Raw genomic sequence first — 13,926 nt, forward strand, 5'->3', positions numbered from 1 at the left:
GTAATTCAGGTTCCTCTAACTTGCGCGGGTTCCATAATATCGTTCCTGAAGAATATCGCGTAGAGAACCGGTACGGCAAGCGTCCAAGCGATGATCGTGGCGAGAACGACACCCTGCAAACCCAAAACATGTCCCAAAATAATTTTAGCAGGAATGGAAATAACGCAAAAACTAATGACGGCGAAGACTTGCGGTCGGATGATATGGCAGCCGTTCAAATACATCGAGGCAGTCGCCGCCGTAGCCTCGATTACCGACCAAATTCCATAGATTAAAACAAATGATATCGGGAGAACTATTCGGCCTTCCGTCCACCGCGCGACGAGTGGAATGTGCACTAGGATTAGAAGCGAGACCAGGGTCAGCGCGAGCGCCGTGGCCCCGGCCAAGCTGAGTTTCAATGTACGGCGGATGAAAGTCCGGTCGCCACGGGCATGCGCGTCCGCATAGGCGCCCCACAAAGGTTGGGTGAGAATCTGGATTGGCATCGAGGCGAACTGAAAAAGTCGTTGTGCCACGGCGTAGGATGCAGCCAGTGCCGCGCCCATCGTGGACGATACGATCAGGAGGTCCGCTCCCCATCCCACCATGAAGCCGATTTGGAGCACGAAGAAGAGACCGCCGCTTTTCAGAATGTGCGGCGCTTCGGTTGCGATAGCTCCCCAACCCGCTCCAACGTCGAACAGCCCCTCCTTCCAGAGGGCGACCAGGAGGGGAAGGGCACTGATCGATTGCCCCGCCAGTGTGATCGCGAGCAGCATGGGAACGCCGGCGCGGTACTCTGCCGCGATGATCAGCGAGAGGATTGCCACTACATTCGCGCACATGGAAGCAATATGGCCCCAGGCGGCACGCTGCAGCCCGAGCAACACCTTCTGAACTCCGCCTGCGAAGAGGACAGCACCGAAGCCCAAGGCAAACACCGTCCCGCCCGCCCTGGCTTCGCTGACGATAGCCGGATCCGTAAGGCGGAACATGCGAGCCCAGGGCACGATCTGCGCCAAGCCTAGCATCACCACGGTGACGGTCACCCCGCAGCCGGCCACAATTAAAAGTCCAGAACTTATGGCTTGTCGGAGGTAGACGGAGTTTCCACGCGCGGTCCGCTCGGCTGTCAGGTTTGTCAACGCGTTGCCCACGCCGAGGTCGAGGAAGCTTAGCATCGCCACAAAGCTCATGAGCGTCATCCACACGCCGAACCGGGCCGATCCCAGATATCCGATCGTATAGTGGACGCTGACGATCATGAGCAGCATGGAGATGCCCTTGCTGCCAAAATTGGCCAATGACGCAAGACCCGCGACCTTGAGGCGGGCGGCGTCGCGCCCTTCCCCGATATATCTGCTTAGCGAACGCATAATTGGGCGGCCGTGCAAATAAGATTATTGCGTCTGCTGGAATGGGTGTATCTCATGCAAAGAAGGCATCCTAGAGGTGAGCTGTCCCGGTATCTCGCGGGGCGGCGGTTGCGAATGTCGGATTGCGCCGCCATGAAAATCTCGGTCCGCAGCCGTAGATCGTTTACCGGGCCGCATTGCACTCGAAAAAGCCTGTCTTTGCGTAATAAGCGTTCATTCCAAAATCCGGCGTGAACCGAGGTGGTTCGCCCAAGTTGCCGGCAGTCGGTTCTCAGGACGATAGCGCGGCGACGCATATTCGAGAGTGTTGCTGTCGTCTAGACGATGCGCAGCGGCTACATGCTGGCCATCGATGGTGTCAACGATGGGCTACCAACCCATGGAACAAAACAACCAGTAGGCAAACGATCGCCTGAACGCTATTGGGATGCCTGCAATGGGTTTCAGTCTCTCGCGTCGCCCCGGCGTCAATTTCATCATGCTGTGTCTCTTGCTCGCTGCGTTGTGGTTCGCAGGTGGAGCGTCGCGCGGTAATGTCTCGGCGCAGATCATCGTGCGGGCAGCAGCGTTTGGGGCGTTGATCGCCATGATCGTGTTCGGGCAACGGCCGGGCCTTGCTTCGGCCAGGGCGGTGTGGATATTCATGGGCGCCGCACTTGCGATCGCAGTGATCCAACTGCTACCGTTACCCGAAGACCTTTGGCGTTCGCTTCCCGCTCGTGATATCGTTGCCGAGGTTCCTGTGGCGGGTGCAACGCGCACCTGGTCGCAGATGCCCGGAGGAACCCTGAACGCACTCATTGGGCTTGTCGTCCCGCTAGTCGTTCTTGCGCTTACGTCGGCCCTAGCGAAGAATGAGAGCGAATGGCTGCCGACCGTCTGTCTCGGGTTAGCCGCAGCGTCGATGGTGCTTGGAGTGATGCAGTTTTCCGGGGCAGGCTTCGACAACCCGCTTCTTAACGACACCCCGGGCAGCGTCAGCGGTATGTTCGCCAACCGCAACCATTATGCGCTGTTGCTGGCGCTGGGCTGCCTGCTTGTGCCAGTCTGGATATTTCGCGAGCATCGTCCGATGCGATGGCGCGGTGGCGCGGGCCTCAGCCTGATGCTGTTATTCGCCCTGACGATCCTCGCCAGCGGCTCTCGGGTTGGCATGGTAGTAGGGGCCTTGGCGGTCGGCATTGCCGGCATCCTGTCATGGCCCGAACTTCGACGCGAACTTCGGCAAGCCCCGCGCTGGGTTTTTCCGGCGATCGTCGTTGCCGTCCCTGCCCTCCTCATATCGGCGATCTTGGCCAGCGTGGCTGCCGATCGGGCGGTGTCCATCCAGCGCGTCCTTTCGCTCGATGCCGGACAGGACCTGCGCGGTCGCGTGCTGCCGATCATATGGGACATGACCCGTGCCAATTTTCCGGCTGGAACCGGTCTGGGGACCTTCGATCAGATGTTTCGCGCCAGCGAGCCGCTCGATCTGCTGAAGCCGACTTACCTGAACCAAGCGCACAACGACTTTCTAGAGGTGGTGCTGGACGCTGGCCTACCTGGACTGTTGCTGCTGTCCGCAGCGCTCGTCTGGTGGGGGTGGGCAACCGGCCGGGCCTGGCGCGCACCGATGAACCGTGAGACTATGCTCCCGCGGGTGGGGTCGGCGATGTTGTTGCTCGTCATGATTGCCAGCGTGTTTGACTATCCCGCCAGGACGCCGTTGATCATGGCGATGGTGGTGATTGCTGCGGTCTGGCTCTCGGCGCACCCAGATAAAGACCGTAGCTCGGCTTTACCTGGCTCGAGGCAGCTTCTATAGCTGCCGGAAGTTTCAAATTCCTGGAATAATCCCGAACGCATGCGAAAAATCTGTATCGCGCTTCTGATCGTCGTTGCCTTGTCGGCATGCGCCCGGAACGAACCCTTAGTTTCTACCGGGCGACTGACCGTCGTTCAGGACAGCGCTACGCTGCCTGCCCCGGTCCGACAGGATCTTATCACTGCTGACCGCCCGGCACTGATTGGCCCGCTCGACACGATCCAAGTCGACGTATTCAATGTTCCGGATCTCAGCCGGGAGATGCAAGTCGATGCCAGCGGTCGGATCGCCATGCCGCTGGTCGGCACGATCGACGCTCGCGGGAAGACGGCGCAGGAGCTGGCGGTGATGGTGGAGGCCGCGCTGCGCGGTCGCTATGTCCGCAACCCAGAAGTCACCGTTAATATCAAGAGTTCGGTCAGCCAGGTGGTGACCATCGACGGGCAGGTGATCGAGCCGGGGCTTTATCCCGTGACGAATCAGATGACGTTGTTGCGCGCGATAGCGTCGGCAAAGGGTATGAATGAGTTCGCTCGCACCGAAGAAGTGGTGATCTTGCGCACCGTGGAAGGGCGCAAGATGGCGGGTCTTTATAATATCGAGGCGATCCGCCGCGGAGCTTATGACGATCCTCCCATCTACGCCAATGACGTCATCGTTGTCGGCGACTCTCCCCAGCGCCGGCTGTTCCGCGATTTCGTTTCGCTGGCACCGCTTCTCGCCGCACCGCTGATCGCGGTTTTCCAGTAAGGCTTTCTCAAATGAATTCGGCCACCATAAATTCCGGCGGCGCCGTCGCCTTGTCAGGGTATCAGCCCTATCCCCAAGGGGTCGGCATGCCGCTGGTCCGGCATTATGTGCAGGCCGCGCTGCGCTGGCGGTGGGTCATTATCGGGATCACGGTCGCCTGTCTTCTGATTGGCCTTGTGGGCACCTTGCTCATGACGCCGAAATATACTGCAGTGGCGACGGTGGAGATCGCCCGTGATGCTAGCAAGGTTACCGATTTTCAGGGCGTCGAGCGCGAAACGAGTGCGTTCGATCAAGAATTCTATCAGACACAATATGGTCTGCTTCGCTCGCGCGCCTTGGCTGAGAGGATCGCCGTCCAGCTGCGCCTACTCGATGATCCCAAATTTTTCGAACTGTTCAAGGTAGCCAGCGACGCGCCGGCCTTCCGACTAGTTAACGGTCGCTATCCTGCTACGGGCCGGAGCGAACGCCAGCGCGTGGCCGGCGGGATCCTGCTGGGGAATGTATCGGTCAAACCGACTCGCCTGTCGCGACTGGTCGAGATCGGTTTTACCAGTGCTGACCCCGCCTTCTCTGCACGCGTCGCAAATGCCTGGGCCGACAATTTCATCACGACCAACTTGGAGCGCAAGGTTCAGGCGACATCCTATGGCCGTAACCTGTTGCAGCGTCAGCTGGCGCAGCAGAAGCAGCGCCTCGACGAAAGTCAGCGGCAGCTTGTTGCCTACGCGTCGCAACAGCAGATCATTAACCTGCCGGCACAGGGCGGTGGGTCGACCGGGCCCGCGACGGTCGAGCGCTCGATCGTCGCGGACGATCTAGCGGCGATCAATGCATCGCTCGCGCGGGCAACTGCCGAACGTATCCAAGCGGAAGCGCGTGCGCGCGCGAATGGCGGCGCCGGCGCATCGGCGGAAGCCTTGCGAAATCCGGCGATTAACAGTTTGCGCCAGCGGCGCGCCGAGCACGCTGCCGAATATGAGCGGTTGATGGTACAGTTCGAGCCGGAATATCCGGCTGCCAAGGCCATTAAGGCGCAGATCGATCAGCTCGATCGGTCGATTGGTCGTGAAGAGGGGCGCGTATTGGGGTCAATCCAGGCCGATTACCGCGAGGCGGTGCAGCGCGAAGCAGCACTAGCTGCTCGGGTCGATCAGCTAAAGGCGAGCTATCTCGACAACCGGCGACGCAGCATCCAGTACAATATGTATCAGCAAGAAGTGGATACGAACCGGGCGTTGTATGATGGTTTGCTACAGCGATATAAAGAAATCGGCGTCGCTGGCGGCGTCGGCGTCAATAACGTCTCGGTTGTCGATACGGCTGATGTTCCCCAGCGCCCGTCCAGCCCGCGCATGCTCCTCAATCTTGCCATCGCGCTGCTCGCCGGCTTGGGCCTAGGTGCGCTTGCTGCGTTGGTTCTAGAGCATATGGACGAGGCAATCGCGGATCCGATGGAGGTCCAACGACTGCTTGGTCTGCCGCTACTGGGGTCCGTCCCCAAGGTCGTTGACGGCACCACGCCGCGCGATGCGTTGCTCGATCGCAAGTCGGACCTCGTCGATGCGTATTTGGCGATCAACACCAACCTCGGCTTCACGACCGAGCACGGCGTGCCCCGGTCCTTCTCGGTCACCTCGACGCGACCTGCAGAAGGCAAGTCGACGACCGCGCTTGCGCTTGCGACGATGTTGGCGCGTGCCGGCAGACGTACCATCCTGATCGATGGCGACATGCGCTCACCCTCCGTTCACCATTTGGGTGGTGTGGACCACGAAAAAGGGCTCAGCAACTTTCTGGCTGGTGACGATAATATCGACGCGCTGACGTTCCCGATGCGCGATCTCGATTTCACTGCAATGTCAGCAGGCCCGATCCCTCCCAATGCGGCAGAGTTGTTGACAGGCGATCGTCTTAGCGTGCTCATCAACCGGTTACTCGAACGGTTCGATCATGTGGTGATCGACAGCCCGCCAGTCATGGGCCTTGCCGACGCACCGCTGATAGCGAGCCGGGTCGAAGGCGTAGTTTATGCGGTGGAGTCGCACGGGATCCGCTCGAGCTTGGTCAAGACTGCCCTCGGCCGCCTTGCCGCCGCAAACGCTCGCATCTTTGGTGGCGTGCTCACCAAGTTCGAGGCGCGCAAGACGCACTATGGCTATGGCTATGAGTATGGCTACGGCTACGGCCGCGCCAAGGACGTAAAGGCGTAACCGGTAGTCGCCATGTCCTGTCGTCGCGATCTCGCGCGCCGCTCGCCCAAGGAATGGGCGGTTCGCCTCGCGCTGGCCGCGGTGGCCGCAGTGTTTGGCTTTTACAGTGCGACCTTCTCCATAGCGCAGGAGGTGGTGAAGCGCGATCCGGCGCTGGCCTATCGTCTTGCGCCCTATGACGGGCGGATGACCGCCGCCTATGCGATGTCGCTTGCCGGGCCCAGAGCAACGCCGGGGGATCGTGTCCGCGCCGATGTCCTTGCAAAACGTGCACTCCAACAGGACCCGACGGCGGTTGCAGCGGTGACGACGCTGGGCGTGAATGCTGATTTTCGTGGCGACAAGGCGGCGGCGCGCCGCTATTTCGCCTATGCGCAAAAGCTGTCGCGGCGTGACCTGCCAACACAGCTGTTCATGATTGAGGATGCGGTGCAACGCGGCGATATACCGGGAGCGTTACACCACTATGACATTACTCTGCGCGTCTCGCCACAGCTCAGCGAAATGCTCTACCCGGTGCTGGCATCAGCAAGCGAAGATCCGTCGATCCGCGCTGCCTTGGTCAAGACGCTCGCCGGCAAGCCCGCATGGGGAAGCAGCTTCATCGATTACGCCGCTGGTCACGGATCCAATCCGCAGGCCACCATCGACCTGCTCTCAGCCGTCCACCGCGCCGGAGTCGCGGTGCCTGAAAGAGCGCATGCCAATGTAGTCAATGCGCTGCTCGCCGCAGGACAGGCGGATGCGGCCTGGAAATATTATGCCGCGATCCGCCCCGGCTCCGATCGCCGCCGCTCGCGCAATCCGCAGTTTCTCCATACGATTGAGACACCGTCGCAGTTGGATTGGAACCCCGTCAACGAAGGCGGGCTGAGCACCGGCATTCAAACTGGGATTTTCGATTTCGCCGCCCCTTCAAGTGTCGGTGGGCCGATGCTTCAGCAGTGGCAGTTGCTTATCCCGGGCATCTATCGTCTGAGCGTGCACAGCATCGGCATCGAGCAGGCGAAGGGTGCCCTCCCCTATTGGACGCTACGCTGCATGGATGGGCGAGAGCTCGGGCGGATCGACGTGCCGAATTCGAATGTGAGCAACGGTAATTCTTCGGGCATGTTCAGCGTCCCGAAAGGCTGCCCGGCGCAGACCCTGATCTTGATGGCGCGACCGTCGGATGCAGTGTCTGGCTTGTCAGGGCAGATCGATAGGGTCACTTTGGCGCCGGCGCGATAAAGGGGGTTAGGGTGCGCGTTGCTATGCTGGTCGCTCTGAGCCTCGCGCTGACGACGTCGCCTGCGATTGCGCTGCTGCGTTCGTCTCAGAGCAGTGCCTCCACCGGAGACAGCCAAAGCGACGAGAATGCAGGCGTCCCGCAGCAGCAACAGCAGCAGACGCCGCTCCAGACTAATCAGGCTGGCCGCACCGCGCGGTCCTCTGTCGGACAGGCCGGCCAGCGCCAGACCCGCGACACGGTGGCCGAGCAGGCGGGCATCAAGCCGATGGCGCGGATTGTGAGCCGGATCCAGAACCGCGTGCAGAACCGCATCCGCAACCGGATCGACCGCAACTTCAGTCCAAAGGCGAATGCGACCGATCCTTTCGTCGTTGCCGAGGACCAGGTACGCAAGAGCGGCCGCCCGCGATAAATCATTACGCGTCGCCACCGGTAACGGGGGAAGACCGCTTCGATCCAGCCAGAATAACGATACGGCGCGTTCGCCCGTAAATCGGCCATCTTTGGCTGGTCATGCTACGGATATTACTCACGTGGGTCGAGTAGCGTGGAGGCCAGTGCGCCGCTATTTCGACGCCGATTATCGAGGTTCGGGAGGCGGCGGCTCAGCGATGAGGAGAAAGCGCGGGTCGTATCCGGGGTGATGACGCCCGCTGCAGGCGTAGGGCTATTGGGCGGCGTCCGCATCTGGCCATCGCTGATCTATAGCTGGCATCGCTAACTGCTAGGGCGCGAAGGTGTAACGCGGCCGACTGGCTCCTTCGTCCAAGTGGAGTGGCGCGGTGTGGGCCTTCCCACACGCCGCCGCCGGGGATCGTCCAAGTGCAGGACCGCTGACCCCTGTGCTAAGCTGCCAGGGATGCTGATCACCTGCTACTCTATTGCCAGTCGGCGATCTATGGGTCGATGGGCCAGGTCACGGTGTTTTCAGGTCCGGAGGGCTCCGGCGATGCGGAGCATTGTTAGAAGGCCGTGGAGGGCGGACGTTCCGCCACATTGCTCAACACGCTCGTCGACGCGCTCGAACGCCATGTCCCCGCTGGCCGTAGCTCCATGCCGATGACACGCCGGTCCCCGTGCTCGCACCCGGTGCCGGTCAAACAAGGCCGGACGGCTTTGGACCTCTGTCCGCGACGGCGGAGCGGGCAGCGATACCCCGGCCGCCATACTGTTCCGCGACATGCCCGATCGCAAGGGCGAACGGCGAGCGCAGCAGCTCGCCCGGTTTGCAGGCGATCGTCACGCCGATGGTCATGCCGGGTTCGATCGACTCTACGGACATCTATCGCCGAGGTTGCTTGCTGGGCGCAGGTTCGCCGCAAGTTCTTCGATGTCCATGCAGGCACCAGCTCGGAAACCGCGCGCGAAGCGCTCGATCACATCGCCGGACTCTACGCCATCGAAAGACGAGGTCCGCGGCACGCCACTCGCAATATCGACGATGGCAGGATCGAGATCGACAACAACGCGGCCGCTCGCGCTGCGAGGCACCGCGGTCGGGCGCACGAACTGGGTGTTTGCCAGCTCCGACCAGGGCGGCAACCGCGCCGCCACCATTTACAGACTCATCGAGACCGTCAAGCTCAACGACGTGGATTGCGCGGCATACCTGCTCGATACTACCGCGCGTATCGCCGACCATCTCGCTCGTCGCACCGACGAACTGCTGCCCTGGAACTACCGGCAAGCCTGACGAACAGGCTCACCGGACGCATACTTAGGAGGCGTCCCGCCACTGTCGGCTCCGATTGACGCAACTCCGTTTCCCTCCATGTGGGACTAGGCTGGAGGCCGCAATCATATCACGGACGGAATGAAGCGGCAGCAGTTGTCGGAAGAGCAGATCACCCGCATCTTGAAGGACACGGGAGCAGGGCAGGGTTATCCCCATTTTGCTCGTCTACCTAATCAAACGAAGCGACGTAGTAGCAGGCAACCGCGCCGGTTGATCGGGCCAGATCCCGCGGGTATCATAGACCAGCTTGTCCGCCCGCTCTGCAAGCGGGACGGAACGGAACACGTCGTGATCGACTAACACGATCATGATCGGGCAAGTTTCGATTGCGTTGTCGATGTCGACGAGTTGCGCGCCGGTGGTGACGAGCGCGTCGGGCAACTCTGTCGCATAGGGTTCGACGATCTTGATGCGCGCTCCGTGGCGGGCGGCAAGTTCCTGCGCGACATGCAGTGCAGGGCTCTCCCGGAAGTCGTCGATGTTCGCCTTGAAGGCTAGGCCAAGGCATGCGACCGGCGCGTTGGGTAGGACGGCGATGAGCGCTTCGGCTCGGTCGACCGTATAGTCTACCTTGCCATCATTCACCTCGCGTGCCGTGCGGATGAGCGGTGTGTGCTCGCGATCAGCAGCAACCAGGAACCACGGATCGACAGCGATGCAATGGCCGCCGACGCCGGGCCCGGGCGAAAGGATGTTCACGCGAGGATGGCGGTTGGCGAGGCGGATCACCTCCCATATGTCGATGTTCATGCCATCAGCTACGATCGAAAGCTCGTTCGCGAATGCGATGTTCACGTCACGGAACGCATTTTCGGTGAGCTTGGTCATCTCTGCGGCCTTGGCCGAGGTGGTGACGCAGGCACCGCGCACGAAGCGGCGATAGAATTGCAGCGCCTTTCGCGCGCAGCGCGGCGTGATTCCGCCGACCACGCGGTCGTTCTCGATCAACTCGACCAGGATACGGCCGGGCAGCACGCGCTCGGGGCAATAAGCGATGGCGAGATCGGCGGTGCCTATGCAGTGACCCGGCACTTTCAGATCGGGGCGAAGCCGGGCGAGGAGTTCGGCGACCTTGTCGGTGGTGCCGACCGGCGAGGTCGATTCCAGGATGACGGTGTCGCCGACCTTGAGCACGGTCGCGACGGTGGTCGCGGCCTGAAGCACATAGCCGATATTGGGAGCGTGATTCTCGCCGAACGGGGTCGGGACGGCAATGACGAACACGTCCGACGGCTCGATTTGGGCCGAGGCACGCAGCGTGCCGCGCGCGATCACGCCTGAGACGAGCCCGTCGAGATCGACTTCCTCGATATGCACCTTGCCGGCATTGATCGTGTCGACCACGCTCTGGTGGACATCGATGCCCAGCACCATCGCGCCGGTGCGAGCAATCACTGCAGCGGTGGGCAGCCCGATATAGCCCAGCCCTAGTACGGCAACCTTGAGTTCAGAGCCCGAATCCATGCGCGACGACCTTTGCAATCCGTGCCGAGGCATGGCCGTCGCCGAACGGATTGTGCGCGCGCGCCATGGCCTGGTAGGCGCCCTTGTCGTCTAACAGGGTTGAGATTTCGGAAACGATACAGTTCGCGTCAGTGCCGACAAGCTTCGCGGTACCTGCTGCGACGCCCTCGGGCCGTTCGGTGGTCTCGCGCATCACCAGCACCGGCTTGCCGAGCGCCGGGGCTTCCTCCTGCACGCCGCCCGAATCGGACAGCACGACCTCGCACAGGTCGAGCGCGCGGATGAAGTTGGGGTAATCGAGCGGCTCGATGCGCGCGACATTGGCGCGCTCGCCCAGCACGGCGTCCATCACCGACACGACATTTGGGTTGGGGTGCATCGGGAACAGGATGGCGGTGTCGGGGCGGTCAGCTATGCGCGCGATGGCGGTGGCAATCGATTCCATGCCGCCGCCGAAATTCTCGCGGCGATGGGTGGTAACGAGGACGAGCCGCTTGCCGGCGAAGCGGTGTGCGATCGGATCGAGGTCGGCTGCCAGACCCGGCTCGGCGGCTATGCGGGCCTGAGTCGCCAGCAATGCGTCGATCACGGTGTTACCGGTCACGTGGATCGTCGCCGGGTCGATATTCTCGCGGCGCAGGGCGTCGGCCGCGGTTTGCGTGGGCGCGAAATGCTGGTCGGCGATCGGCGCGACGATTCGGCGGTTCACTTCCTCGGGCCAGGGCTGCCAGATGTCGCGGGAGCGCAGGCCCGCTTCGACATGTCCGACCGGCACCTTGCGGTAATAGGCGGCGAGCGCGCCGACCATCGCGGTCGCAGTGTCGCCCTGCACGATGACGCGGTCGGGTTTCTCGGCGTCCATCACTTCGCCGAGGCCAGTGAGCAGCCGTGCGGTCAGCCGGTCGAGGGACTGGCCCGGCTCCATCAGGTCGAGATCGATATCAGGCGTCAGGTCCGCGATCGACAGCACCTGATCGAGCAGTCCGCGATGCTGAGCGGTGACGCAGGTGCGCACGGTCAGTCCGGGCACTTCGGCCAGCGCGCGCACCACCGGGAACAGCTTGATCGCTTCGGGCCGCGTGCCGAAGATCACCAGGACTTTCGCATTGCTCGTCATGGCGTCTCCCATAACCGACGCCCGTTAAGGAGCCGCTACCCGGCATAATGGTCGCGGTACCAGTCGACGAATGCCTTTACGCCTTCGCGCACCGGTGTGGTGGGCACGAAGCCGATCAATGCGCGCAGCAACTCGGGCGAGGCTTCGGTGGCGGGGACGTCACCGGCCTGCATCGGCAGGAAGTTCTTGCGCGCTTCCTTGCCAAGCGCGGCTTCCAGCGCGGCGACATAGTCCATCAGCGGCGTTGGCTGCCCGCCGCCAATATTGACGGTGCGGAACGGCGCGACCGGCGACAGGCTGTCGCAGGCCGCGACCGGCGACTGGCCCGGCACGGCGTCGATCAGCGCGACCAGCGCCTTCACGAGATCGTCGACATAGGTGAAGTCTCGCGCCATCTCGCCATTATTGAAGATGTTGATCGGCTCGCCGCGGAGCATCGCGTTGGTGAATTTGAACAGCGCCATGTCGGGCCGTCCCCATGGTCCGTATACGGTGAAGAAGCGGAAGAAGGTCGCGGGGATACCGAACAAATGGCTGTAGCTGTGCCCCATCAATTCGGTCGCGCCTTTGGTCGCGGCGTAGAGGCTCATTGGCGTCTGCGTGCGCTGGCATTCCGCGAACGGCATCTCGCTGTTCGCGCCATAGACGGAACTGGTCGAGGCGGCGAGGAAGTGGCGCACAGGGTGGTGCCGCGCCAGCTCGAGCAGGTTGAACGTGCCCACGATGTTGGCGCCGACATAGTCCGCCGGATGATCGATGCTGTAACGGACCCCGGCCTGCGCGGCGAGGTGGATCACCGCATCGGGCGCGAACTGCCGCCACGCTTCGCCGAGCGCCGCGGCGTCTTCGATGGACAGGCGGGCGAGGCTGAAGCCGGCATGGTTGGCAAGAATCGCGTTGCGCGCTTCCTTGAGCGACACGTCATAATAGGGCGCGAAATTGTCGATCCCGAGCACGCTCGCGCCCGATTGCAGCAACAGGCTCGCGGTGTGAAAGCCGATGAACCCCGCCGATCCGGTCACGAGAATGCGGCGTCCGGCCAAACTGGTCATCGCTATTGCACTCCGTCCGGTTTCCGCAAGGCTTACAACTTAAGACAAGCCTTGCTCTACATTTCGTTTAGGCTATCTCGCCGCCGCGAAAGGTTCCTCCCGATATGACGATCAAGCCGATCCGCAAGGCCGTGTTCCCCGTCGCCGGCCTTGGTACTCGTTTCCTCCCGGCGACCAAGGCGATGCCAAAGGAGATGCTGACGGTGGTCGACAAGCCGCTGATCCAGTACGCCGTCGAAGAGGCGCTGGAGGCGGGGGTCGAGCAGATCATCTTCGTGACCGGCCGCGGCAAGGGCGCGCTCGAAGATCATTTCGACATCTCCTATGAGCTCGAAGCGACGATGAAGGCGCGCGGGAAGAGCCTGTCGCTGATCGACGGGATCCGCCAGAAGCCGGGTTCGCCGGTCTATCTGCGCCAGCAGGAGCCGCTGGGCCTTGGCCATGCAGTGTGGTGCGCGCGCGAGATCGTTGGCGACGAGCCGTTCGCGGTGCTGCTGCCCGACGAGTTGATGGTGGGAACACCCGGTTTCCTCAAGCAGATGGTCACGGCCTATGAGCAGGTCGGCGGCAACGTGATCGGCGCGCTCGAAGTGCCCGACAGCGAGACCGATAAATATGGCATCATCACGCCCGGCGCGCGCGACGGGCGACTGACCGAGGTCACCGGGCTAGTTGAAAAGCCCGCCGCCGGCACCGCGCCGTCGAACCTGATGATCCCGGGCCGCTACATCCTCCAGCCCGAGGTGATGCGCATCCTTGACAACCCGGTCAAAGGCGCGGGCGGCGAAATCCAGCTGACCGACGCGATGGCGCAACTGATCGGGCGGCAGCCGTTCCACGGCTGCACGTTCGACGGCGATCGCTATGATTGCGGGGACAAGGCTGGTTACATCCAGGCGAATTTGGCGCTCGCGCTCGCCCGCGACGATATTGGTGCGACCGTGCGCGGTTTTGCATTACAGCTCCTGGGCGAGGCGAATTGATCGGTTTGCCCGCGCCGCGTGTTTTCCGAAGGTCGGTTGAGAAGGTCCTGTGAACAGCGATCGGTGTGTGTTGGCACATCGCTGATGCGCGCGCCGCCGACGCACCCGCGCTGGTCGGCATTGCCGGGCGGCTCAACCGCGATGCGGTGGCGCTGGTGCGGCTGGCGGACGGCAGCTCGCGCAGCATCGGCGTGGGCGAGAGCGTCGATGGCTGGC

The 13,926-nt window shown here is 62.3% G+C and carries 12 protein-coding genes and 1 pseudogene; 8 read left to right on the forward strand and 5 right to left on the reverse strand.

Going from position 1 to position 13,926, the window contains the following annotated elements; all coding sequences use genetic code 11:
• Positions 1-5: 5 nt before the first annotated feature.
• Positions 6-1,358, reverse strand: coding sequence for a lipopolysaccharide biosynthesis protein (locus M9978_RS21085; protein WP_254296827.1), 1,353 nt, complete (start codon positions 1,356-1,358; stop codon positions 6-8).
• A gap of 436 nt (positions 1,359-1,794) precedes the next feature.
• Here M9978_RS21085 and M9978_RS21090 point away from each other — a divergent pair, with 436 nt between their 5' ends.
• Genes M9978_RS21090 through M9978_RS21110 form a run of 5 tightly spaced genes read left to right on the forward strand, consistent with a single transcriptional unit; the run spans position 1,795 to position 7,771 of the window.
• Positions 1,795-3,162 carry an O-antigen ligase family protein gene (locus M9978_RS21090; RefSeq protein WP_254296829.1) on the forward strand — a complete coding sequence of 456 codons (1,368 nt, stop codon included), beginning with the start codon at positions 1,795-1,797 and terminating at the stop codon, positions 3,160-3,162.
• Positions 3,163-3,201: 39 nt separating this feature from the next.
• On the forward strand, positions 3,202-3,912 hold the full coding sequence (locus M9978_RS21095) for a polysaccharide biosynthesis/export family protein (protein ID WP_254296832.1): 711 nt from the start codon (positions 3,202-3,204) through the stop codon (positions 3,910-3,912).
• 11 nt (positions 3,913-3,923) lie between these two features.
• On the forward strand, positions 3,924-6,128 hold the full coding sequence (locus M9978_RS21100; RefSeq protein WP_254296833.1) for a GumC family protein: 2,205 nt from the start codon (positions 3,924-3,926) through the stop codon (positions 6,126-6,128).
• A gap of 12 nt (positions 6,129-6,140) precedes the next feature.
• Entirely contained in the window at positions 6,141-7,358 is a 1,218-nt protein-coding gene (locus tag M9978_RS21105) for a hypothetical protein (RefSeq protein WP_254296835.1), read from the forward strand.
• Positions 7,359-7,381: 23 nt separating this feature from the next.
• Positions 7,382-7,771: a hypothetical protein gene (locus tag M9978_RS21110; protein WP_254296838.1), complete on the forward strand. Its 390-nt coding sequence runs from the start codon at positions 7,382-7,384 to the stop codon at positions 7,769-7,771.
• 684 nt (positions 7,772-8,455) lie between these two features.
• Here the strand turns inward: M9978_RS21110 and M9978_RS21115 are convergent.
• Positions 8,456-8,614: a hypothetical protein gene (locus M9978_RS21115; RefSeq protein ID WP_254296840.1), complete on the reverse strand. Its 159-nt coding sequence runs from the start codon at positions 8,612-8,614 to the stop codon at positions 8,456-8,458.
• A gap of 29 nt (positions 8,615-8,643) precedes the next feature.
• Between M9978_RS21115 and M9978_RS23480 the strand changes: the two are divergent.
• Both M9978_RS23480 and M9978_RS21125 read left to right on the forward strand, forming a co-directional pair.
• Positions 8,644-8,712, forward strand: a pseudogene (locus tag M9978_RS23480) (hypothetical protein); the annotation flags it as partial.
• 160 nt (positions 8,713-8,872) lie between these two features.
• On the forward strand, positions 8,873-9,052 hold the full coding sequence (locus M9978_RS21125; RefSeq protein ID WP_254296845.1) for a transposase domain-containing protein: 180 nt from the start codon (positions 8,873-8,875) through the stop codon (positions 9,050-9,052).
• Between the two features lie 207 nt (positions 9,053-9,259).
• Here the strand turns inward: M9978_RS21125 and wecC are convergent, their stop codons facing one another.
• The 3 genes from wecC to M9978_RS21140 are packed head-to-tail and all read right to left on the reverse strand — an operon-like array spanning position 9,260 to position 12,727.
• The gene (gene wecC / locus M9978_RS21130) at positions 9,260-10,558 is read right to left on the reverse strand and encodes a UDP-N-acetyl-D-mannosamine dehydrogenase (protein ID WP_254296848.1); all 1,299 of its coding nucleotides are present in this window, start codon (positions 10,556-10,558) and stop codon (positions 9,260-9,262) included.
• Positions 10,542-11,675 carry a non-hydrolyzing UDP-N-acetylglucosamine 2-epimerase gene (wecB, locus tag M9978_RS21135; RefSeq protein ID WP_254296850.1) on the reverse strand — a complete coding sequence of 378 codons (1,134 nt, stop codon included), beginning with the start codon at positions 11,673-11,675 and terminating at the stop codon, positions 10,542-10,544. Before wecB ends, wecC begins: the two co-directional genes overlap by 17 nt.
• Positions 11,676-11,710: 35 nt before the next feature.
• Entirely contained in the window at positions 11,711-12,727 is a 1,017-nt protein-coding gene (locus M9978_RS21140) for an NAD-dependent epimerase/dehydratase family protein (RefSeq protein ID WP_254296852.1), read from the reverse strand.
• Positions 12,728-12,831: 104 nt separating this feature from the next.
• Here M9978_RS21140 and galU point away from each other — a divergent pair, with 104 nt between their 5' ends.
• On the forward strand, positions 12,832-13,710 hold the full coding sequence (gene galU / locus M9978_RS21145) for a UTP--glucose-1-phosphate uridylyltransferase GalU (RefSeq protein ID WP_254296856.1): 879 nt from the start codon (positions 12,832-12,834) through the stop codon (positions 13,708-13,710).
• The last annotated feature ends 216 nt before the right edge of the window (positions 13,711-13,926 follow it).

The organism is Sphingomonas tagetis (assembly GCF_024211275.1).
Classification (GTDB): Bacteria; Pseudomonadota; Alphaproteobacteria; order Sphingomonadales; family Sphingomonadaceae; genus Sphingomonas; species Sphingomonas tagetis.